The organism is Pseudoalteromonas sp. SANK 73390, from assembly GCF_054966645.1.
The window spans coordinates 63,380-86,365 of the sequence record NZ_ARPN01000109.1; the positions used below are offsets into that span (position 1 = coordinate 63,380).

The 22,986-nt window shown below is 40.3% G+C and carries 21 protein-coding genes, 1 tRNA gene and 2 pseudogenes; 16 read left to right on the forward strand and 8 right to left on the reverse strand.

All coding sequences use genetic code 11. The features are described 5' to 3' along the window. Complete coding sequence (fdx, locus tag SANK73390_RS14345) at nt 1-339, forward strand: ISC system 2Fe-2S type ferredoxin (RefSeq protein WP_261591563.1); 339 nt, start codon at nt 1-3, stop codon at nt 337-339. A 559-nt stretch (nt 340-898) separates the two neighbouring features. Further along, complete coding sequence (locus SANK73390_RS14350; protein WP_462766738.1) at nt 899-2,602, forward strand: SUMF1/EgtB/PvdO family nonheme iron enzyme; 1,704 nt, start codon at nt 899-901, stop codon at nt 2,600-2,602. On the opposite strand, the gene SANK73390_RS14355 is transcribed toward SANK73390_RS14350, so the two are convergent. Both SANK73390_RS14355 and SANK73390_RS14360 read right to left on the reverse strand, forming a co-directional pair. Further along, on the reverse strand, nt 2,592-4,409 hold the full coding sequence (locus tag SANK73390_RS14355; protein ID WP_462766739.1) for a winged helix-turn-helix domain-containing protein: 1,818 nt from the start codon (nt 4,407-4,409) through the stop codon (nt 2,592-2,594). The two genes, SANK73390_RS14350 and SANK73390_RS14355, sit on opposite strands and share 11 nt — an antisense overlap. Before the next feature lie 126 nt (nt 4,410-4,535). Then, nucleotides 4,536-5,429 carry a LysR family transcriptional regulator gene (locus tag SANK73390_RS14360; protein WP_462766740.1) on the reverse strand — a complete coding sequence of 298 codons (894 nt, stop codon included), beginning with the start codon at nt 5,427-5,429 and terminating at the stop codon, nt 4,536-4,538. Between the two features lie 123 nt (nt 5,430-5,552). Between SANK73390_RS14360 and SANK73390_RS14365 the strand changes: the two genes are divergently transcribed. The 9 genes and pseudogenes from SANK73390_RS14365 to SANK73390_RS14405 all read left to right on the forward strand — a co-directional run. Continuing rightward, complete coding sequence (locus tag SANK73390_RS14365; RefSeq protein ID WP_462766742.1) at nt 5,553-6,188, forward strand: NAD(P)-dependent oxidoreductase; 636 nt, start codon at nt 5,553-5,555, stop codon at nt 6,186-6,188. 98 nt (nt 6,189-6,286) lie between these two features. After that, the gene (locus tag SANK73390_RS14370; RefSeq protein ID WP_462766744.1) at nt 6,287-7,720 is read left to right on the forward strand and encodes an NAD-dependent succinate-semialdehyde dehydrogenase; all 1,434 of its coding nucleotides are present in this window, start codon (nt 6,287-6,289) and stop codon (nt 7,718-7,720) included. A gap of 91 nt (nt 7,721-7,811) precedes the next feature. Next, nucleotides 7,812-8,687: an NTP transferase domain-containing protein gene (locus SANK73390_RS14375; RefSeq protein ID WP_462766746.1), complete on the forward strand. Its 876-nt coding sequence runs from the start codon at nt 7,812-7,814 to the stop codon at nt 8,685-8,687. A gap of 52 nt (nt 8,688-8,739) precedes the next feature. After that, a complete protein-coding gene (locus SANK73390_RS14380) occupies nt 8,740-9,813 on the forward strand; it encodes a phosphotransferase enzyme family protein (RefSeq protein ID WP_462766951.1) in 1,074 nt (357 codons plus the stop codon). A gap of 286 nt (nt 9,814-10,099) precedes the next feature. Continuing rightward, nucleotides 10,100-11,479 carry a Gfo/Idh/MocA family oxidoreductase gene (locus SANK73390_RS14385; protein WP_462766748.1) on the forward strand — a complete coding sequence of 460 codons (1,380 nt, stop codon included), beginning with the start codon at nt 10,100-10,102 and terminating at the stop codon, nt 11,477-11,479. Nucleotides 11,480-11,561: 82 nt separating this feature from the next. Beyond that, nucleotides 11,562-12,020, forward strand: coding sequence for a nuclear transport factor 2 family protein (locus SANK73390_RS14390; RefSeq protein WP_462766750.1), 459 nt, complete (start codon nt 11,562-11,564; stop codon nt 12,018-12,020). Nucleotides 12,021-12,077: 57 nt separating this feature from the next. Beyond that, nucleotides 12,078-12,326: a YkoF family thiamine/hydroxymethylpyrimidine-binding protein gene (locus SANK73390_RS14395; RefSeq protein ID WP_261591572.1), complete on the forward strand. Its 249-nt coding sequence runs from the start codon at nt 12,078-12,080 to the stop codon at nt 12,324-12,326. Then, nucleotides 12,326-12,940, forward strand: a pseudogene (gene pnuC, locus SANK73390_RS14400) (nicotinamide riboside transporter PnuC); the annotation flags it as partial. The gene SANK73390_RS14395 and the pseudogene pnuC, both read left to right, overlap by 1 nt. An 87-nt stretch (nt 12,941-13,027) precedes the next feature. Further along, a pseudogene (locus SANK73390_RS14405) lies at nt 13,028-13,765 on the forward strand (phosphotransferase family protein); the annotation flags it as partial. Here the strand turns inward: SANK73390_RS14405 and SANK73390_RS14410 are convergent. Continuing rightward, nucleotides 13,744-13,926: a helix-turn-helix domain-containing protein gene (locus SANK73390_RS14410; protein WP_261591575.1), complete on the reverse strand. Its 183-nt coding sequence runs from the start codon at nt 13,924-13,926 to the stop codon at nt 13,744-13,746. The pseudogene SANK73390_RS14405 and the gene SANK73390_RS14410 overlap by 22 nt on opposite strands. 245 nt (nt 13,927-14,171) lie before the next feature. Between SANK73390_RS14410 and SANK73390_RS14415 the strand changes: the two genes are divergently transcribed. Continuing rightward, nucleotides 14,172-14,246, forward strand: a tRNA-Arg gene (locus SANK73390_RS14415). A gap of 24 nt (nt 14,247-14,270) precedes the next feature. Here the strand turns inward: SANK73390_RS14415 and SANK73390_RS14420 are convergent. After that, a complete protein-coding gene (locus SANK73390_RS14420; RefSeq protein WP_261591576.1) occupies nt 14,271-15,242 on the reverse strand; it encodes a zinc transporter ZntB in 972 nt (323 codons plus the stop codon). A 142-nt stretch (nt 15,243-15,384) separates the two neighbouring features. Here SANK73390_RS14420 and SANK73390_RS14425 point away from each other — a divergent pair, with 142 nt between their 5' ends. From SANK73390_RS14425 to SANK73390_RS14435, 3 genes are read left to right on the forward strand one after another with little or no spacing between them, the layout of a single operon-like run. Further along, nucleotides 15,385-15,819 carry an ATP-dependent zinc protease family protein gene (locus tag SANK73390_RS14425; RefSeq protein WP_261591577.1) on the forward strand — a complete coding sequence of 145 codons (435 nt, stop codon included), beginning with the start codon at nt 15,385-15,387 and terminating at the stop codon, nt 15,817-15,819. Nucleotides 15,820-15,821: 2 nt separating this feature from the next. Further along, a complete protein-coding gene (gene rimK, locus SANK73390_RS14430) occupies nt 15,822-16,727 on the forward strand; it encodes a 30S ribosomal protein S6--L-glutamate ligase (protein ID WP_462766752.1) in 906 nt (301 codons plus the stop codon). Next, nucleotides 16,714-17,775, forward strand: a complete 1,062-nt coding sequence (locus tag SANK73390_RS14435) for a succinylglutamate desuccinylase/aspartoacylase family protein (protein ID WP_462766754.1) — start codon at nt 16,714-16,716, stop codon at nt 17,773-17,775. Before rimK ends, SANK73390_RS14435 begins: the two co-directional genes overlap by 14 nt. 22 nt (nt 17,776-17,797) lie before the next feature. On the opposite strand, the gene SANK73390_RS14440 is transcribed toward SANK73390_RS14435, so the two are convergent. The 4 genes from SANK73390_RS14440 to recQ all read right to left on the reverse strand — a co-directional run bounded on the left by SANK73390_RS14440 (nt 17,798) and on the right by recQ (nt 22,319). Continuing rightward, on the reverse strand, nt 17,798-18,340 hold the full coding sequence (locus SANK73390_RS14440; protein WP_462766953.1) for a mechanosensitive ion channel domain-containing protein: 543 nt from the start codon (nt 18,338-18,340) through the stop codon (nt 17,798-17,800). 72 nt (nt 18,341-18,412) lie between these two features. Next, nucleotides 18,413-20,110 (reverse strand): BamA/TamA family outer membrane protein, encoded by a 1,698-nt coding sequence (locus SANK73390_RS14445; RefSeq protein WP_462766756.1) that lies wholly within the window; start codon nt 20,108-20,110, stop codon nt 18,413-18,415. 78 nt (nt 20,111-20,188) lie between these two features. After that, nucleotides 20,189-20,485: a DUF3630 family protein gene (locus SANK73390_RS14450; RefSeq protein WP_462766757.1), complete on the reverse strand. Its 297-nt coding sequence runs from the start codon at nt 20,483-20,485 to the stop codon at nt 20,189-20,191. A gap of 16 nt (nt 20,486-20,501) precedes the next feature. Continuing rightward, the gene (gene recQ / locus SANK73390_RS14455) at nt 20,502-22,319 is read right to left on the reverse strand and encodes a DNA helicase RecQ (RefSeq protein ID WP_462766758.1); all 1,818 of its coding nucleotides are present in this window, start codon (nt 22,317-22,319) and stop codon (nt 20,502-20,504) included. A gap of 110 nt (nt 22,320-22,429) precedes the next feature. Between recQ and SANK73390_RS14460 the strand changes: the two genes are divergently transcribed. Further along, the gene (locus tag SANK73390_RS14460; protein ID WP_261591582.1) at nt 22,430-22,885 is read left to right on the forward strand and encodes a thioesterase family protein; all 456 of its coding nucleotides are present in this window, start codon (nt 22,430-22,432) and stop codon (nt 22,883-22,885) included. Nucleotides 22,886-22,986 lie beyond the last annotated feature (101 nt).

Sequence of the window (22,986 nt, forward strand, 5' to 3'; positions counted from 1 at the left end):
ATGCCACAAATCATCTTTTTACCACATGAAGAGCTTTGTCCTGAAGGGGCTGCTATTGAAGCGCCTAAAGGACAAACGGTATTAGACGCCGCACTTAAAAATGGCATTAGCATTCCACATGCATGTGAAAAATCATGTGCGTGTACCACTTGCCATATTGTTGTTCGTGAAGGGTTTGACTCGCTCGAAGAAAGTGATGAGCTAGAAGACGATATGCTTGATAAAGCATGGGGCCTTGAAGCTGAATCTCGTTTAGGTTGCCAAGCAGTGATCTCGGATGAAGATTTAGTTGTGGAAATTCCTAAGTATAATTTGAATATTGTGAACGAAGAGCATTAATTTATTTACAATCATATCTAATTTAAAAGCCACGGGTTAGCGTGGCTTTTTAGTATGTAATACCATATGTGAACTCTTTTCAATCGCAAGGCTATGGTTGCTGCAATTCAAAGTTCATTGCTACCATATATTAGGCTTTTAATTGAGAGTGGTTATCCTCTCTAGCCTTATGGATACCCGCTCCTATTACCTTATCAATTCAGCAGCGTGTTATAGCCCTTGGTAATATCAGGCTGCAATAGGGCGGTTTTAAACCGTTTTTCGTCAACTTTAATCGTAGTGGAAGCCTTTGCTTAAGCTCACTGCTGAAAAACAAAAGCAAAGATAAACATGACCTAATATAGCCAATCACTTATTTGTAAGATTAACCACCACACAGAGTGCGTTTGGCCGACCTTATTAGCACAACTGCACAGTGAAATCGCTGCTTAAGTTTTTATGTTATTGATATTTTTGATTATTTTTTCGATAGGAAAACAATAGCTAAGTATTAGAATAAAAATAGGTTTGACTACTCTTTCCCTTTTAATCTGATGACAATTCAAATTAAGAGGTGGCTATGATTAATAATAAAATTTCTTTAAGTGTCTTAGTATTAACTTTGGGTATTGTACCTTTTGCACATGGCAAAAATCTCATTCATCCTTGGATGGTTAATATTCCCGCTGGTGAGTTTGTGATGGGAACAAATAGTGGGGATAAGGCAGCACAACCTGCGCATTCAGTAAAAGTGTCTGCTTTTCAGTTGGCTAAGCACCCCGTCACAGTAGCTGAGTTTAGATTGTTCATCCAAGATACTCACTTTCCAATAACAAATGATTGTGATGATAAATTAGATAAAAACTGGTTATCAGGACCGACAAGTGTAGGCACGGCTAGTTGGGACAATCATCGTTATTTAAAAAGTGAATATCAACCCGTAACGTGTATAACCCCTAAACTCGCAAATGCTTATGTTGATTGGTTAAATGATAAAACTCGAGGGGGTTATCGCTTGCCGACAGAGCAAGAGTTTGAATATGCGCTTAAAGCCAATTCGACCAGTCGCTATCACTGGGGTGATGATGCTGATCAAGCATGTATGTTTGGCAACTTCGCTGACCAATCTGGTGAATATTTCCCAAATGAGCAGTTTGGTGCAAGCTACGTTGGTTTCATCGGCCATGCTAATTGTAATGATGGTGAGCCGTATATTTCTATAGTTGGTCTATATCGCCCCAACGGATTTGGTTTACATGACATGGATAGTAATACATCGCAGCTATTAGGAAGTTGTTACTATGATGGGTATCAGGCGCGTGCAGAACAAAATATGGATATAAATCAATGTGAATACATTTCGCAACGCGGCAGCACATGGCATTATCCACCCCAACCAGCATATGACAGAGGCCGCTATAAAAGAGCTGGATGGTCACCAGGTGCAATGATGGGGTTTCGACTTGCTAGAACGACTCAAAGTGATGTGCAACACGAGTCAACTGAGGGGTTTAAGCAAGCGCTTAAAAAGGCGCAGCATATGCGATTAGCAACAAGAGCTATGATCCCATCAGCACCGAAAAATGTGCACTTAGTAAACTTACAAGATAATGCTTTTGAATTGCGTTGGCAGCCACATTATGATGGTAGAGTCATTGGGTATGACATCTATCGTTCAATATTACCCAATGCACATTTGCTTGGTGGCTACTATAAAGAACATTATGAGAAAGTGACCAGTGTCCCACATACCAGATTTTCAAACAATGTGACCTTAAGCAATCATGGTGGCAGTTTTCGTGTGATTGCAAAAACGAATAAATTAGCAAGCTTGCCGAGTATAGCCGCCGTTCATTATAACCCTGAGCTTGTGACTATTCCAGGGCGTTTTGATATGCGTTCAGTAGCTACATTAACCAATGTATGGGCGCGTCATCAAGCTGCTACAAAAGAAAAACCAGAGCGTTTTTACATTACTACGGTAAGTCATTTATATGAACAGCCGAATATTCTCGCTAACTTCAAGATCAATGTGAAAAAAACTGGTTGGTATACCTTAAATTATAAAGGCAGCACCTATCAAAACGGGACGTTCTTTAAACTTTGGCAAGGAGATAATTTGGTCGGTGAAGTAGAGTTTGACTCAAATATTGATGAAAAGACAGCCAATCGACATGAAGTGTATCTTGAACAAGGTCGCCACCAGTTACAAATTAGCGTAAAGCGTGAAGGATTTGATTACTGGTCACTAGGGTGGCTAGAGTTTTTACCTTCTAAAAATTAACGGCTTCTAATTTATATTTATTTTGGCTAAGCCATCGGCGGGTGGCTTTTTGCTTGATAAAGTGTGCGTACTTCTCAATATTAATATGGAAGTGATGTTTGTTATTTAGCTCAAGTATCAATAATGCGGCATCTAATGCATCTACTTTTTGATTTGATGTTAAAGCCTGCGAAAAGGCATGTTGAGAATAGTCTAAGCTCTGTTGCCATTGTTGCTGGGCTAGAGCTATGTGTGCATGGCTAAGTGTTTGAAAAGTAGGTCTTTGCCAAGGTGAAATAGCAGTTGTCGCTTGAGTGTAGTTTTGCTGTTCAAGGTATATACTGCGCACTTGTGCTGCTGCAAAGTAGAAGTCATCTTCATAGTCTGCAGAGAACGGCTGTGCTAGCACTTTCAAATAGTGGGGCAAAGCATTGGTGTTTGAATTTGCAATCCAAGCTAAATGAACAAATACGGGCACTTGGTGCGAACCAACTAATGTATGCAGTTGTAGCAGTTCTTTTGCTAAGTCTAACTGTGCATGCATGAGTTCGGTTTGCCCTGACTTCGCAGCAAAGAATGACTGAGTTAGTCGGGCATTGACTTCTAAAACCGGCTCACTAGCGAGCCTAGCCTTACTTGCCGCTCTATTGAGTATTTGAATACCTTGTCGAAACTCTTGATTGACTAAATTAAGCCAAGCTAGCTCTATTAGTGCCTGAGATTCCAGTTGTTGTAGTGTGAGCTTTTGAAAGTACTCAATTGCTTTATCTGCATTGACTTGGGCTTCTAGCCAACGCTGATCCCATAGGTTTATTTGTGTTTTTAATAAATGCAGCAAGCCTGCACGTAGAGCAGAATTAAATTGGCTTAGTTGTAAGTTTACGGACGCTTCAGCAGCATCTAACTCATTGAGTTTGAAAAAAAGCTTTGCACGTTGTAACTCTACCAAGGTCATGTTGGCATGAGTATCATCTTGAATCGGTAACAATGTTAATGCGACAGTGTCTTCTTGTTCACTAAAGTAGGCAGTTTTTGCCAGTTGTGAGAGTAACACTTCCAGCTGTTGATAAGCCTGATTGAGATTGTCGCTTTCGATATAATCACTCCAGCCTCTCTTAGCTCCTTGTATATGAAACCGTAATGCAACACCTGTATCTAAAGGGTAAACGCGAGTTGCTAATAACCAGTTATCCTGATTTACAGCTGTTGTTTTCCAAGTATCAAAAGGAGAGTTAAATAGTATGTGTGTCGATAAATTAGTTGGTTTATTTGATAACTGCCATTGCGTATTCTTTATTGTCAATGCGACCACTTGATCACGCTTAGAGTGTGCCAATAAGCTACTTTTTGATTGTAGTTGAGTGAAAAATAATATGCTCAGAGCAAGTATTGAGGTGACTATAATTGTGATTAAAACAGGAAATATGCTTGGTCTAAAATAAGATTGCTCAGGCTTGAGTTTTGTTTTAATGGGTTTATGATTTGCTATGGCAGAGGTTTCTGATACTTGGTTTTGAGATGCCTCATTATTTGTTAGTCGTATGATTGGAAGCTGCCATTGGTAGCCTTTTTTACTGAACGTTTTAATGGCATTATTACCCAATAGAGCACGAAGTTGGCTGATGTTTTGAAATACAACTTGGTCAGAAACGACGCTATCAGGCCAAACAGAATCTAAAATTTCAGCTTTGCTGATCACATCTTTTGGTTTACTTAAAAAAAGCGCTAAAAGCCTCAGTGCTTTATCATTAAGTTGAACAATATTGCCATTGTTTAGCAATAACTGTTGCTGGGGATCAAATTGGAATGTTGCAAAACTTAACTTCATGTATGTGTATTTACAATTTGTTGGCTGATAACTCCATAGCAGAGTATCAGTAAGCGATTATTGACAAAAGAACTTATTAATTTAACTTCCGCTGCCGTAAGTGAGTTTACCCAATAATACCAATTATTACTTTGGTGCACTAATATCGGTTTGCCATTGTTGTGCTAGATGATCGATAAATGCACGTACGGCAGGTCTTTGATAGCTTCTAGATAAGTAGACAGCCCAAAGTGACATACTTGGTAATATGATGTTAGGCAATAACTGTGACAACTCCCCAGATATTAAATATTTATTGGCCAAATCACATGGCAAATATGCGATACCTAACCCATCAATACATGCCTTGAGCAAAACGGTTACATCATTGGCCTTTATATTTCCTTGTACCTTAATTGAGCTTAGTTGATTGTGTTCTATAAATGACCATGTGTTTTGCGGAAAATGAATTAAACAATTGTGTGCTAATAGTTGTGCTGGTGTAGTGAGTAAACCATGTTGTTCTATGTAGCGAGAAGAGCAGCATAGTACACTATCAATGCGCATTAATTTGCGAGCGATTAAGGTGTTATCGGGCTGGCTGGTATAGCGTAATGCCACATCAATATGCTCCTCAACCAATTGTGCATTACTATCTGACATGACCAATTGTACGGTCACTTTTGGATAGCGCTGGGTAAATTCAGACAATGTGTCATAGAGCATGTTTTGGCCAAGCCCAATCGGTGTAGCAATGCGAATATCACCAACTAATTCTGTATTATGAGTGTGTGCAACACTTTCTAAATGGGTCATTTCATTGAGAATGTGCTCACACTTTATCAACAGCTCCTGTCCTGGTGCAGTTAAACTTACTCGTCGTGTAGTGCGATTTAATAAACGTACTTTGAGCCAGTCTTCTAGCAATTTTATGTGTCGAGTGACTTTAACTCGACTTAAGTTCAACTGTTCAGCTGCTTGGGTATAGCTACCAGTGTTCGCCACTTCAACAAAACTTTTCAGCGCGCTAAATTTGTCCATAAGCTTTTATTATTGTTTCAAAATAAGATCTAATTAATTGCATAAATTGATGTTTATTACAAATAATGTTGCATACATAATGGCTTCACTTTTAAAAATAGAGTTAAAAACGTGGAGAAATATATGAAAATTGCAGTGATCGGTGCGACAGGTTGGATTGGTTCAACAGTTGTAAAAGAAGCCTTAGATCGTGGTCATCATGTGATTGCTGTCAGCCGTCAAGCGCCCATGCTAGAGCATAAAAACCTCAAGGCCCGTGAACTAGATTTACTCACAAACAGAAGCTTCGAGCATGCTTTGTCTGGTGCCGAGGTGGTGATTAGTGCCATTAGCGGCAGAGCACTTGGCAATCATGAAATTGTGGCTAATACCGCAGCAGCGCTGTTACATGAGTTGCCACAAATAGGTATAAAACGATTAATTTGGGTAGGGGGCGCTGGTAGTTTAGTGTTAGAAAATGGTGAGCTATTACTATCACAGCCTGAATTTCCAAAAGAATACAAAGATGAAGCCATTGCACAGGGGCAAGCATTAAAGGTATTTCAAGACAGTAAAAGCACATTAAATTGGGTATTTGTTAGCCCTGCGGCACAAATATTCCCAGGCGAGCGTACTGGGTTTTATCGCATTGGTGGCGAGCAGTTGCTTGTTGATAATGAGGGTAATAGTAAAATATCTGTCCAAGACTATGCAAAAGCACTCATTGACGAAGTTGAAGAAGCTCAGTACCAGTATCAAAGAATTGGTGTTGCTTATTAACAAACAAAGGCCATAGTTATACCTCAAACTATTCTTGTCTTTGTCTATGATTAGAGCTAAACCGTAGTATACACTACGGTTTTTTTATGGGGCGAGATATGAACTTATTGGCACAATCGGAGCATTCACTTATTGCAGGGAGCCCTTATGAAGGGATGCAAGGTTTCTCGGTCATAAACCCGTCAACGGGTGAGCAAGTGTCTTATGTAAGTGAAGTGGATGATCAAGGAGTAGAACAAGCTCTGAACTATGCCACGAATACATTTAATAAACTCAAAGCGAGCAGTACATCGCAAAGAAGCCATATACTGCAACGTTGGTATGAGTTAGTTATGGAGCATAAACCGCAACTGGCAAAGCTATTAACGCAAGAGCAAGGTAAGCCACTTAAAGAAGCGCTAGGTGAAGTTGATTATGCGGCTGGGTTTATCCAATGGTTTGCTGAGCAAGCTAAGCGCAGCTATGGAGAGGTGATCCCCAGTAATGATGTGCAACATCAGCTAACCACCATAAAGCAAGGTGTTGGTGTGGTGTTGGGTATAACGCCTTGGAATTTTCCGTTGGCGATGATCACCCGCAAAGTAGCCCCAGCTTATGCTGCTGGGTGTAGTTTTATTTTAAAGCCTTCAGAGCAAACGCCTTTGAGCGCACTTATGTTGGCTAAACTTGCCTTACTAGCAGGAATGCAAAAAGGCGCATTTCAAGTTTTGCTCACCTCAGACTCAGCTGGGTTAATTAAACCTTTGTGCGAAAACCCAATTATTCGTAAGTTGACCTTCACTGGTTCAACTCAAGTGGGGGCTGTGCTATTGCGCCAATGTGCAGGAACAATCAAACGCACTTCTATGGAGCTTGGTGGCAATGCCCCTTTTATTATTTTTGAGTCAGCCAATTTAGAAAATGCAATAACAGGATTAATGGCAGCTAAGTTTAGAAATGCTGGGCAAACATGTGTGGCGGCGAATCGGATTTTGGTACAGCAAAGTTGTGAGAAAAAGCTCATAACTTGCCTTATTGACAATGTTAAAAAACTCATCGTAGGGGATGGGTTAAGCGAAGGCGTAGATATTGGCCCATTGATCACCCTTGAAGCTAAGCAAAAAGCACTGAAATTGGTCAATGATGCTGTTACCAAAGGGGCAACAATTGCTTATCAAGGTACTGAACTTAATGGTCAATTTATGTCACCCATAGTATTAACTGGGATTAGACCGGATATGGAGATTGCGCAACACGAAGTGTTTGCGCCTGTGGTATGTGTAATGTCATTTGTTGATGAATCAAACGCATTGGCTATTGCGAATGGCGTAAATGAAGGGTTAGCTGCTTATTTTTATTCACAAGATGTATCGCAAATACATCGTGTTAGTTTGGCGTTAGAGTATGGCATGATTGGTATTAATGAAGGCATGGTGTCAAATCCAGTTGCGCCATTTGGTGGTGTAAAGCATTCGGGGCTAGGTCGCGAAGGAGGGCATCAAGGGCTTGATGAATATTCAGAGATTAAATACCTATGCCAAAAGTTTGATTAACTCAATTTTTGCAATGACTTTTCATTAGTTGCAAAGAGCGTTACACTTTCGCGCCTGATTACTTTTTACCTCTTTTGCAAGGAGCAAGCGAATGCAACAGCAATTAAGCACACCGGTGTTGGTAGTTTTAGCTGCTGGTTTGGGTAGCCGTTTTGGTGGTAGCAAGCAAATAACCCAATTGCCTATGATTGGCCGTACCATCATGGAACTTAGTATTGAAGATGCTTTTGCCGCTGGCGTTCGTAGTGTGGTATTGGTGATTAATAAGCTTGTAAGGCAAACCATTGAGCAGGTGATTTTGCCACGGTTACCGAGTGAATTACAGGTGCAATTAGTGGAACAAGATATTGCTGATGTACCACCTGAATTTGTCAGTGTGCTTAACAAAAGAGAAAAGCCTTGGGGTACAGGACATGCACTATTAAGTGCCAAGGCATATATTAATGGGCCTGCAATTGTGATCACGGCCGATGACTATTACGGTCAACAAGCTTATATACAAATGGTCAAACATTTTACTCAATATCCAGATGAAATGGCGATGGTTGCTTATCCTTTGGCTCATACATTGTCGTCATTGGGTGGGGTTAACAGGGGAGTATGTACACTAGAAGGTGATAAACTTGTTAGTGTTAAAGAGTATGAAAATATTCTACAAACAGCAGATGGGATCATAGGGGAGTGCGATGGAAAAGTGGAATACTTGCCATCAAACATGCTTGCCTCAATGACTTTTTGGGGAGTAACGCCTACTCTATTTTCGCAATTAGAATTGGGTTTTTTAGAGTTTCTAAGAGTTTATGACAACGTTGTCAAAAAAGAGTATTATTTACCAAATTGTATAGAACAATGTATCGCATCAAAAAAGCTAGATTTAACTGTTTATTCAGCACAAGAGCATTGGTATGGCGTTACGTTTAAAGAAGAGTTAGCTGCGGTGGCAGGAAAAATAAATGAACAACGTTAATAATGAGAGCGCAGCTTTGCAAAATTGTACGCCATTAGTCAATGAGGTTAGTATGGAAAAAAGTGCAGTTGCAGCACAGTTATCACAGCAATTTGGACTCGAAAGTGTGCAACCTGTGATGAACCCAATTGGTAATGGCCATATTAATACCACAATGTTGCTTAAAGGTGATAAACGAGCTGTTGTAGTGCAAAAGCTTAATACTGATGTATTTCCAAATCCTGAGCATTTGGTGGAAAATGCACGCGCCATTGAGCAACATCTAACAGAAAAAGCAAATAATGGCGAATACCGCTTAAATATAATTAAGCATTTGCCTACATTAGAAAATAATTACTTGGTAAATCTAAATGATGGTGTATGGCGCGCATTAGAGTTCATTGGCGGCAGTTACAGTGAAGATATTGTTGACTCTGCTGATAAAGCACAAGCCGCAGCGAATGCATTTGGCTTGTTTGCAAAAGCGCTAGAGGATTTTGAAGCGCGCCAGCTACATCATGTGATCCCCGACTTTCACAATTTAGCTAAGCGCATTGATACCTTTAAGCAGACGCTTGCAAAAGACTCCCATGGTAGAGCTGCAAAGTGTGCAGCTGAGATTGTTTTTTGCCAATCACAATTTTCATTGGCAGATGAATTACAAACAATACTTAAATCTATTCCACTGAGACCATGCCATAATGATACTAAAATCAACAATATGTTGTTTTGTAGTAAAACCAATCAAAGTAAAGCCGTGATTGATATGGATACGTGTATGCCTGGTTATTGGTTGTTTGATTTTGGTGATATGGTGCGAACATTTTGCTCTCCAGAAGCGGAAGACTCTCTTAATTTAGACAATGTGATTGTTAGAGAGGAAATTTTCTGTGCTATCGTTAAAGGCTATGTAGAACCTTTAGCTGATACGTTAACGGAGCAAGAGAAGCAAAGCTTTTTATTGGGCGCTAAAGTGATGCCATTTATGATTGGCTTACGCTTTTTAACAGATTACCTAGATGGTGATAACTATTTTGCGATACACCGCGCTGATCATAATCTGCAACGTGCTCGGAACCAGTTTAAACTATATCAAGATGTGTTAGCTAAAGAGCCATTACTTACACGCATTTTGGCAAAGTATTAATTAGAATATATTAAGGCGCTGAAGCGCCTTTTTTAATGATACCAATGTTACCAAACCACAGTCCACAACATAAAAGTAACTTACTCATTTTGATGCGATTTTATCGTTGATTTTATCTTTTTTATAGAACCGCAGTATTGTACATTTATTCTTTATGTAGTCTTTTTTCAGTCTTTGACTTTGCTTGTAGCTAAATACACTGAGTGATATTTAGTCGCATTCATTTTGTATTATTGTAAGGATAAGGTAGCTTGCAAGATGAAGTATCTTTTAAGGAACAATCATAATGACAAAAATGAATCGTCGCGACTTTCTTAAGGCGGCTGGCATGGTAGGCGCTACAGCAATGGCGACGACACTATCTGGTTGTGCTTTGAATGGACCTAATATAGTTACACCAGCACGCCAAGGCAAGTCGGTTATGGGGTTGGTGAGTGAAAAACTAGAGGTTGTGCGAGTTGGCTTTATTGGTGTAGGTCAACGTGGTTATGGGCATGTAAAGCGTATGAGCCAGTTAGAGGGCACGCGCATTATGGCTATCTGTGATACCCATGATGAGGTACTCAACAGGGCCGTTAATTATTTGACAGAGCAAGGGCTAGAAAAGCCTAGCATGTACTCAGGCACTGAATTGGCATATCAAGATATGTTAGCGCGAGATGATATTGATATTGTGATTATCTCTACGCCTTGGAAGTGGCATGCGCCGATGGCTATAGATACCATGAATAGCAATAAACACGCATTTGTTGAGGTGCCTTTGGCCCTGACGGTTGAACAGATGTGGGATATTGTAAATACGGCGGAACGTACTCAGCGCCATTGTATGATGATGGAAAATGTTAACTATGGGCGCGATGAATTAATGGTGCTGAATATGGTCCGCCAAGGTGTCTTTGGTGAACTATTACATGGCGAAGCTGCATATATTCACGAATTGCGCTGGCAGATGAAAGAAGTTGATCATAAGACCGGTTCTTGGCGAACCGATTGGCATAGTAAGCGCAATGGTAATTTATATCCAACTCATGGACTTGGCCCTGTATCTCAGTATATGAATATAAACCGGGGTGACCGCTTTGACTATTTAACTTCTATGAGTTCACCAGCTTTAGGGCGTGCAGCTTATGCTAAACAAGAATTTGATCCGCAGCACCAACGTAATCAAGCAAACTATATAGCGGGTGATATGAACACCACCATGATTAAAACTGTGCTTGGGCGTAGTATTATGGTGCAGCATGACACAACAACACCTAGACCTTACTCTAGGCATAATCTAATTCAAGGTACTAACGGTGTATTTGCCGGGTTCCCTAATCGTATCGCTTTGGAAAAAGGTAGCGAGAAGAGTTTTCATGAATGGGATTATGACATGCAAAGTTGGTATAAAAAGTATGATCACCCGCTTTGGTTGCAAATGGGAAGTGAAGCGCGACGCAATGGGGGACATGGTGGTATGGACTTTTTGATGTTTTGGCGCATGATCTACTGTTTACGCCATGGTGAGCCGCTTGATCAGGATGTTTACGATGGCGCGGCATGGTCAGTGATCTCTCCTTTATCAGCTCACTCTGTTGCAAATCGCAGCGCTGTTGTAGATATTCCTGATTTTACCCGTGGTGCATGGCAGTTTGCTAAACCCTTAGCGGTTGTTGGCACGTAAACAATCTACCTACAAGTATGGACAGATAAATCGAGTGCGCATAATGAAAAGCTGCTTAATATTAATATTTTGTGTTGTCGTATTGAGTGGTTGTAAGGCAACACCTCAAACAATACCATTGGCAACGATTGTTGCACAATACATTGAGGTGTTTCAAAAACGTCAAGATTTTGAGCATTTGCTTACATTTTATGCGCCTAACGCTCAACTTGAGGATATGATTTATGGACATGTTGCCGCTGATAAAAAAGCCATTGCAAAGTTTTATGATTGGCCAAATAACAAAGTTGAAGTGCTTGAAGGTAAAGCATTGTTTTGCGTTTCGCAAAAAATTATAGATACACAACAGCGTGTGGTTATTTTTACTGGGCAGTTTCACCGTTTTTCATATTCTGGTATGGAATTGGGGCCGTGGCGTTTTTTAATCAAACTACAATTTAATGAGCAAGGGAAAATAATTTATCAACAAGACTGGATAAATTACACCCCTCGTACCTTAATTGATGAGAGTAAAAATTTAAATACATCGCATAATTCATGAACCTGCAAAGCGATTTGTTCGGTGTGTTTTGTAGGTTATGACAATGAGTGAGTCTAAATGAAATTATCTGTAGAAATAAGCAAGTATCCTTTGCATGAAGAGTATATACCGTTCATTAAAGATTTTATTGAGCGACTTAATCAGCACCCAGAACTGAAAGTTCAATCTAATAGCATGTCTACACAGGTTTTTGGTGATTATGATGTAGTGATGGATTTGTTGCAAAAACATATGAAACGTTCTTTTGAACAGTATGGGAAAATCGTGTTTGTGTGTAAATTTATTTGTGGTGACTTGTCTCTTTGATGCTAGATTCAACACAATCGTATTTAAGTGAGTTAACAACCCTTGTGTATTGGGAATATATCGCTGTGCTATTAGGTTGTGTATATGTACTTTTGGCGGTGAGAGAAAACTCATGGTGCTGGTACGCAGGGTTTGTGAGTGCATTAATGTATGCCCTTATGTATTGGCAAGGTCAGTTATGGGTTGAATCACTACTGAATTTTTATTATGTGATTATGGCCGTTATTGGTATGTGGTCATGGCGTCAAGGTGCGAAAAACCTGCCATTACCCATCTCATCTTGGTCTATGAGGGTGCATATCTGTATTATTGTGCTTACCTCACTCGCAGCTTTGCTTTTGGGAGCAACTGCAAGTATTTATTCTAGTTATATTGTACTTAGTTATTTTGAGAGTTTTACGTTGTGCTTTGCGGTTGTTGTGACCTACTTAGTGGTAAAAAAGGTGCTTGAAAACTGGCTTTATTGGATTGTTATTAATGTCGCGCCGATGTATTTATATTTTATAAAAGGCTATTACCCAACACTCGCTTTAGCTGTTTTGTACACGCTGATGGCATTTGTTGGTTATAAATATTGGTATGAAAGCTACGAGGTAAAAAGGGAAAAACGCTTGCTCAGTTGTAAATTAGATAATAAAAAGGCTTACGCAAAGTTATGTAAACTGCTGCCAGAGATTGTTGTCTATCAACTTAAGCCATTAAATAAGGGGTTGAGCAATGATAACTATTGGATTGATTCCTCTATTGGCTTTTTGCTGTTAAAAAGCTATCGGACCGACTTACCTGTGGCTACATTACAAACGCAGCAGCAGCTAGCAAAATATAATGATCTTACGTCTGAGGTACACGCTTGGTGTGAAACTCAACGTATTGCGGTGTTTTCTTTTATTCCAGGAAAGGATTCACCGGCTCAATTAGGTGATAATTTAATTAAAACTGTGCAGTTTATTCACCACTTTAAGCCCAGTGTGCACTTACCTACATTGTGTATGGTTACACTGCTTAAAGCATTAGACAACAACCTAGCATCGCCTATAAAAAACGCATTAGCTTGGTGTATAACTACATTAGAAGTTTTACCTATTTCAATAGGGCTGTGTCATAACGATCTGGTGTTAGAAAACATCATTTATAATCAGCAAAATATTAAAATTATAGATTTTGAATATGCGGCCTACAATGATATTTATTTTGATTTGGCAGCGTTAAGTAGTAGTTTTAAACTTACAGAAGAACAGCGCAACGCGATGCTGGCACGTTATTTTGAGTTACAGAGTCAGCCAGTGCCCAGATACGCTTACAATAAACTTGCAGCGTATCAGATTGGCTATTTACTTTTGAGCATTCAGTGGTACGAACACAGAGGTTACCCAGATTTGGTAATTCCTTTGCGACATCAATTAACTCAATGGGTGTCTCAGATACCACCCAAACGTTGAGCTAACTCTTTATACTTTTCAACATCTGATTTATCAAAAATTGGTTGACCTTGAGGGTCTTGGTCTTTTGCAACTAGCAGGTTTTCTCTGGCAAGTCGTTTTACACGCTCTACCTTAACACCTAAAAATTCAGCGACTTGCTCTGTGGTCATCGGGGTCATAATTAAAAATCCTCTTGGGGTATAAAATTGCAGCGACGCTTTTTAGTTAAAGTAGTGCGACAGTTGCATTGCCATAGCCGATTACAGTACTCATTTTAAGCATCTGTATCAATAAGCATAGTTAAATATCGTGTTTTTTGTGTTTTGTATAGTATTTTTTTGAATTTCAGGTGGTTTATTAACCATATAGCACACAAATGCTAGTATTTTTTTTACTATACCATTATCATTATCGCCACTGACGCGCTCTCGTGGTGAAATGGATATCACGTAGCTCTCCGGAAGCTAAGTTGCAGGTTCGATCCCCGCCGAGAGCGCCAGTGCCTATTAAATATAATTGCCATTTATAACCAGTGCTTTCTTCTAAAATAATAGCCGATGCTGCCCGTTAATAAGCATAATGTAGTTACAAATAGTGCAAATGCATAAGGTGACTCTGTACCGGGTATCCCGCCAATGTTAACGCCCAGAAGGCCAGTTAAAAACCCTAATGGCAAAAACAATGCCGCTACCACTGACATCACATACATACGCTGATTTAACTGTTCACTCAGTTGGTTTGATAAACTGTGTTGAATAACCTGGGCACGTTCAATGGCTGACTCTAACTCCTCAACATAACGACTTAGTGCATTATCGGCCTCGTTTAACTTTCGCGCTGCAGTATCGTTCAGCCAATCAGGCTGATATTCTAACAATTCGCTAATGGCTACTTTTTGTGGTTTTAAATAACGTTTTAGTGCAATAGTTTGTCGACGGGTTGTAGAGAGTAAATTAGCATCAATATGTTCCTCTTGATTATCTAAAGTATCTTCAAAGGCGTCTAGCTGCTCATCAATTTGGTAGATCACATCTTGCATCCTAGCAGTGAGACGTTGTACCAAAGTACTTAATAAGTCGGCGATGTTCTTTGGGCCTTTCCCGGCTTTTAGAGACGCGAGTATATCTTGCGCTGACATTAATTGACGTTTTCTACAGGTTATTAAGATGTGCTCATTCACAAAACAGCGTATAGAAACCATATCTTCAGGGCTTTGTTGAGGGTTTAAATTTACACCACGCAAAAAAAGCAACAAGCCACTTTCAGCAGGTGCCACACGAGGGCGAGTAGCATCCATTGTCATTGCCTGCCACTCCCACTCCTCAATAAAGTGCTGACTCTTTAACCACTCAATTGTTTCGTCATGACTATAATCAAAGTGCAACCAAATTAGTTTGTCTTGTGATTGTAATTGGGTCACTTTATCAAGATCAGACAGTGTTTGTGCGCCACCTAAGCCATCTAATTGTACCGCATGAACTAAACCCGAATTCATCTTTATCTTCCTTTTAGGTGTTTTCATCATGGTTGTACAAAATGCTTGATACTTCAATGTAATTTTTTAATTGTTTGGATAAATAAGATTCACTGTTATATGCTGAATATTGCTGTATAACACAGCTTTTTAAGGAGCGAATATGTCGAACATGATACATGTTGGTTGGCGTGAGTGGTTATCCTTGCCTGAGCTGGGGATTATGCGTATTAAAGCCAAAGTTGATACAGGGGCACGTACCTCTTGTTTACATGCTTTTAAAGTTGAAACGTATGATAATCATGGTCAAGCATGGGTGAGGTTTTGGTTGCATCCAGAGCAAGAGCGTGCAGATATAGAAATTTGTTGTGAAGCACCAATAAAAGATGAAAGGCAAGTTACAGACTCTGGTGGTCATAAAGAAATGCGCTATGTTATAGAGAGTAATGTAACAATTGGCGGGCAAAGTTGGCCGATTGAATTAACACTGACAAACCGCGATAACATGAAATTTAGAATGTTATTAGGACGCACAGCGATGGCAGGACGGATTGTTGTTGACCCAAGCGCTTCGTACTTAACTAAAGAAATGGAATAACAATGAAGATAGCGATTTTATCACGCAACAAACAACTTTACTCAACGCGTCGCTTAATTGAAGCGGCAACACAGCGCGGGCACGAAATTTTAGTATTAGACGCGCTGCGCTGTTACATGAATATTAACTCTCAAGAGCCAGAAGTACATTTTAAAGGTGATAAAGTAGTTAATGTTGAAGCGGTGATCCCGCGTATTGGTGCATCAGTTACTTTTTATGGTTGCTCGGTCTTACGCCAGTTCGAAATGATGGGCGTATATCCACTGAACGAATCTGTTGCTATTTCACGCTCTAGAGATAAATTAAGATCATTACAATTATTATCTCGCAAAGGGGTCGGCATGCCAACAACTGGGTTTGCAAATAAACCTGATGATGTTAAAGACTTACTTGAGATGGTTGGCGGAGCCCCTGTGGTAATTAAGTTGCTTGAGGGCACACAAGGTATTGGCGTGGTATTGGCTGAAACACGTAAAGCCGCAGAAAGTGTTATCGAAGCGTTTATGGGACTCAAAGCCAATATTATGGTGCAAGAGTATATTAAAGAAGCGGGCGGTGCGGATATTCGTTGCTTTGTTATCGGTGATAAGGTTATCGCTGCAATGAAGCGTCAAGCGCAAGAAGGAGAGTTTCGCTCTAACTTGCACCGAGGAGGCAGTGCGAGTTTAGTACGCATCACACCAGAAGAGCGCAAAACAGCCGTGGCGGCCGCTAAAGCAATGGGCCTTAATGTGGCCGGGGTTGATTTACTGCGTTCAAGTCGTGGTCCATTGGTGATGGAAGTAAACTCTTCTCCAGGACTTGAAGGTATTGAGAAAGCCACCGGCAAAGATATTGCTGGTATGATCATTGAGTTTATTGAAAAGAACGCAGCTTCAAAAAGGACCGCAACTCGTGGCAAAGGCTAAAATAAACAGACCTTTTACTCTATTAGATACAACTATTGGGGTGGGTGAGCGAAAAACGTTGTCATTAGAGATAGCAAAGCTATATACCCACACGCCGTTGACTATTCCGATTGAAGTGGTTAATGGTTTAGAGGCGGGTCCCGTGGTATTGGTTTGTGCCGCTATTCATGGTGATGAGCTTAATGGCGTTGAAGTGGTTCGTCAATTGCTGGCTAAAGTTGATGTACAAGAACTCAAAGGCACTTTAATCGCAGTGCCTGTAGTAAACGTGTTTGGTTTTGTGCAAAAGTCACGTTATTTGCCCGATAGACGTGACTTGAATCGCTGCTTTCCAGGTTCTGTTCGTGGTTCATTAGGGGCGAGAATGGCACATATGTTTTTCTCTCAAGTGGCAAGTTTATGTACGCATATTATAGATTTGCACACCGGAGCAATTCACAGGTCAAACTTACCACAAATTCGAGCTAACTTGTCATGCCCCGCAACTGCTGAAATTGCGCATGCGTTTGGTACGCCTGTAGTCATCGATGCTTCTTTGCGTAATGGTTCATTGCGCAGCGAAGCAAGCAGTCGCAATATTCCTGTTATTACGTATGAGGCGGGTGAAGCGCTGCGTTTTGATCCGCTGGCGATAGCTGCGGGCTTGCAAGGTGTGGAAAATGTACTCAAAAAATTGAGAATGCTAAAAGGGCGGCGACGTAAAAAAGGTCCTGAGGCAGTGATTGCTGCCTCTACTAGTTGGGTTAGGGCTGAAGTTGATGGTATTGTGCGTGCGCAAGTTAATTTAGGAGAGCGAGTAAGTAAAGGCCAAGTGCTTGCTTACATTGATAACCCACTAGGTAATAATGAACTTGCGTTGCTTGCCCCGAGAAGTGGCATTGTCATTGGTCAACAAACAATGCCATTAGTTAATGAAGGTGATGCGGTATTTCATTTAGCGTACTTTGCTCATGCAAATAGCATTGTTGGGCAGCAAGTAGAGTCGTTTATTGATGAGTTAAGTGAAAATAACTATTCTAATGACAATAGTGTTGAGTTAAATAATTAACTGTTTTACTCATCACTATTTATTATTTTGGACCTAAAACTCGCTTTGTTGTGGGAGTTTTAGGTTTTTTTGGCTCATCACACAATACTAATACTGGGCGAGTGACAAACAAGTTATTAGGATAAATAACGCGATGCCCCTCTAAATTTCTTAGCACGACATTCATCAGCCCCATCTCAACGATACAGCCTTCAACATGGTTTGCGCCATCAATAATGCGTACCCAGTTACCAACGCGACAATAGTTTTGTATAAACATTAATAAAAATGAGGTGAGATTACTTAACAAAGACCAACCTGCAAATAATGCAACACCAAGCATGGCAAACAGGGAGGAACCAAGCACGAGTAAGCCTTTGAGTTCTATTCCCCAAAACACCAGCAATAAACACAATAGCAGCATTGCGGTGATCATCTTTAGTAATAATTCAGCTCTAAGTTGGCGATGGGTGTCGATTTTCCCTTGTGTGACTTTATCTAACAGGCGTCTGCTTAATTTAAATAGAATAGGAAAAAGTAGCACGACAAAAATAGTGATGACAACACGATATTGTTCGCTCAGTATATCTGTAAGGTAAAGCAAGGTAGTTTATCTCATAGCATGGGTTGGCATGTTTATATCATAGCGTTGAGGTTCTTAAAAGCGATTCTTAACAGTAAACAACCATTGTACGCCATCAATGTTATTGGGTCCATTTAGTGGTGCTGCAACATCGAGGTGAAGCACTAACCCAGCATTGGCTCTACTTGGAGCTAGACGAAGACCCATCCCCACATTTTTGAGATAATTAGGGTCGCTATCGACTAAGGTATTGCCGCGTACGCGGCCGATATCAAAAAATACCGCGCCACCAACTTTAAACAGTTGTAATAGGTCATACTCCCAGTAATAGCGTTTTTCTAAATTAACTAACACACTTTTACTACCATGTTGGTATTTTATTGGATAACCTCGCAGGCCTGTTTCACCTCCAAGTGTTAATTGCAGATCTTCAGTGAGGTTTTTTGCAAATCTCAGCTGTACTTTGGCATACCAAGATTGGTATAAACTGCTATTAAAGTAGTATTCAAAACTCGCTTGAGAAATCATGTTGCGGGCACGGTTTTGTTCGCTATTCCATTGCCCATTGAGTGCTAAAGCGCTGCGCCAGAGGCTACGTTTTGAAGTATAGTGGGCTTTTTCTACGGTAAAATTATAAATAAAATGGTTTTGATCATCACTAAGTTGATTGTCAGAATAGCCAATAGAGGCGTTGATATTCCACCCTAAATTCAGATCCTCGGTACGATAGATAGAGTCAAAATTTCTAACCTTTATATAGTTATCTTCAAACCAGTGCGCTTGAATATATGGATAAGTGAGCCTTCTATTTTGGGCTATTGGCAGGCGCGAAGCATTAGTTGCCTTAAAGGTATCCTCATGATTTCGAAAGCCAATACTTAAGCGTTGTGTCCAGTCATTTGCAAACTGCTTAGCCGCACCAAGATATACGTCTGATATTTTACTATAATGCTCATATTCAGAGACTTCTTCGCCTGCTTGGTATAAAGACTCAATTCGGCGATTGTTGAAATCTGAAATGCCGTAACTATATGGCGTCTCTGTGGAAAAGAAAGGGTAATGCACACCGATATAGTGACGTTTACCATCACTGTTGTCGGCATACTCAATTCGACCGCGATAGCGTGTTGATAAAATGTGCGGGTCGTCGTATACAAACAAGTAACCAGAGCGGTCTTTGTCTTTTGTTTGTGTAAGAGATAAGCGCTTACCCCAGCCTAATAAATTTGTTTCTCTAAAACCTATTCGAGATGAGTTTTCGCCACCACTGCGGCTAAAGCTTAATTCAGGTAACAAAGTCCACAGGTCACGGGTTACCACGCTTACTTCTATGTCGCCATGGCAGTTTTCTTCGGCAAATACACGAGCATCATACAAAAAGCTCTGATTTCTTAGTAAACGCTCAGACTCAACCAGTCTTTTTTGGGAGTACGATTCGCCTTCTTTAAATAGTAAAATGCTACGTAACACTTCTGGTTTGGTGGTGATATGCGCACGATTGGCGAAGCGAAATAAAGCGTTATTCTCTTCGGGTAAACTGGTATCAAATACATTAAGTTGGTGAAAGCTAATGCGTGTTATACGTTTAGCATCACCTTCATCGGGTAACTTAGGCGCTTTATCTAATTGCCTATTCAAGTTGTTATTAAGTGCCTCGGCAGGTCGCTGATTAGAGCAGCTCTGTGTTATTTCACGGATATTATTCGCACAGGTATAGGTGCTTGTAAGGGTGCTGATAATGACAATAAATAGATTGCATGTCAGTGCTTTCATTTGCAGCTCCCAAAGAGTTATTTAGTCTTATGAATTTGTTACTATAGCTAAACCTTTATCTGTAAGTCTATTTGATAATTAAGAATTTGATAGAAATAATTGTGCTAAATTAATTAAGCTGGAGAGTGAGTCAGCACCTTCAGGCGCAATCCAAATACTATCGCTGTAGTGTTCAAAGTTTAAATTAAAATTGTGTTGTGTATAGCTAAAGCGCCATTGGTGACGGTCAACGCCTTGAGAGAATTCGAGCATTTGGATATGCTTTGGATTATGTAAAAATATTTCTCCCCAAAGCTCAAATTCATCAGCAGCAGGCAGGCAACTTGGCGTGATAATTAAAACTTGGTGTTCTGAATCAAGTTCAATGTTGCTCATATATACTCTCTAATGATTAGCTTGCAGCAAGGTAGTTGCGGATTAGTTGCATAAATGGTGCACCATATTTACTTAGTTTGGTAAATCCTACGCCTGAAACTTTTAAAAACTCGCTATCGTTGGTCGGCATAATCTGTGCCATTTCTGCGAGTGTTTTGTCGTTAAATACCACATATGGTGGCACATCATCTTCATCTGCTAGCTGTTTTCGCAAACTACGTAGTTTAGCAAACAGCTTTTTATCATAATTAAATTGCGCCAGTTTATCTTGATAAATGTGCTTGGCTTGCAGTCTTGGCTCAGCTAACTGTAATGAATATTCACCTTTTAATACGGCTCTTGCAGCTTCAGTGAGGTGTAAGCTTGCACCTTGAGTAATGTCTTGATTTAGCAAACCGTGGTGAATGAGCTGGCGAAGAACACTGAGCCAGTACTCATTACTATGTTGTTTTCCGATACCATAAGTACTTAACGCGTGGTGCTGGTTATCGCGGATACGACTCGTATTGGCACCACGTAGCACATCAACAATATATCCCAACCCAAAACGTTGCTCTGCACGATAGACGCAAGATAGCGCTTGTTGCGCTACTAATGTGCCATCAAAACGCTTTGGTGGGTTAAGGCAAATATCACAGTTACCACATGGTTCTCTTTGATATTCACTAAAATAATTGAGTAAAATTTGCCGACGACAAGTTTGCGCTTCGGCAAAACTGGCCATGGCATTAAAGCGTTGTTCTTCTACACGGCGTCGGTGCTCATCTTCAATATCTTCAAAAAAGCGTTTAACACGACCAATATCAGCAGGGTCAAAGTACATAATGGCTTCTGCTGCCAGTCCATCTCTGCCAGCACGTCCAGTTTCTTGGTAGTAGGCCTCAATACTTTTTGGGATATCGTAATGCAATACAAAACGCACATTTGATTTGTTTATACCCATGCCAAAAGCAACGGTTGCGACAACAATATGAATATCATCTCTGGAAAACGCAGTTTGTACAAACTGGCGTTGCTCGTTACTCATTCCTGCATGATAGGCTGCTGCATTAAAACCCGCATCGGCAAGCTTTTGCGATATATCATCTACGCGCTTGCGGCTAGTACAATAAATAATGCCACTTTGTCCTTTTTGAGTTTTAAGGTAGCGCATTAGTTGTGAAAGAGGTTTAAATTTTTCTTCGATGGTGTAGCGAATATTTGGCCTGTCAAAGCTGCCTGTATGAATGTACGGCTGGTTTAGACCAAGCTGTAGAACAATGTCTCTGCGAGTAGCTGTATCTGCGGTGGCAGTTAGTGCCATCATTGGAACAACAGGAAAGTGTTGTTTTAGTTCGCTTAAACGACAGTAATGTGGCCTAAAGTCATGACCCCAATGAGACACACAATGGGCTTCATCAATCGCAAATAAGCTAATGTTCAAATGCCTCAAACGCTCTTTAAATTCGTACTGAAGCACTTTTTCAGGGGCCACGTAAAGTAACTTTATATCACCTTGGTGCAGACGCTGATAAATATTTTGCTGTTGCTCAAAAGTAAGGCTGTTATTGACAAATTCAGCCTTTATATCTAGTGCCTGTAGCTGTGCAACTTGATCTTGCATTAACGAAATGAGTGGTGATATCACCACGGTGAGTCCAGGTAAGGTTAATGCGGGAATTTGATAACAAAGTGATTTCCCGCCGCCTGTAGGGAGCAATACTAAGGCGTCTTTTGCTTCAAGCACCGCGTTGATCACGGCATTTTGGCCATCACGGAACTCACTGTAGCCAAAGATTTCTTTGAGCACAGTGTGTGTATTGGTTTGTTTTGAACTAAGCGCTAGGTTTTCCATCGCCGAGCATTTTAGAGGTTTTTACTTCACTTGTCTGTAACTTTTAGCGCTTGCAAAATATGCGATTAAAGCATAACTTTTACTGGTCTGATGAGTTTTGTGAGCAAAGTATGGATAGATCATTATTAATTAATCAAGTGGGCAACATTTTTGTTGAACAAATGCCGTTTAATCGATTATTAGGAATTTCAATACACACGTTAAATGCGAAGTGTGCAATGATTGAGCTGCCATGGAAAGATGAATTTATAGGTAACCCAACACAAAAGATTTTACATGGTGGAGTTATTTCAGCTGTACTAGATAATGTGGGAGGTATGCTCGCTGCTGCCTCTATTATCAACAAGCTACCAGACGAGGAACTATGCAATGTACCTCATAAGTTAGCCACATTGGGCACAATCGATATTCGTACTGATTTTTTACGCCCAGGGCGAGGTGAGAGTTTTATTGCCAGCGCAACATTGATCCGATCTGGTAACAAAGTATGTGTCTGTCGAATGGAGTTACATAATGAGCAAAATTTACAAATTGCTTTTGGGACAGGGACATATTTAGTGGGGTAATTGAACTTAGTTTAATGTTAAACAAAGCTAATACCTCAACGATAAACACGACTTAATAACTTAAGGGGCTTTAGTGCTTTTTACTTTAAAGTTATTCAGTC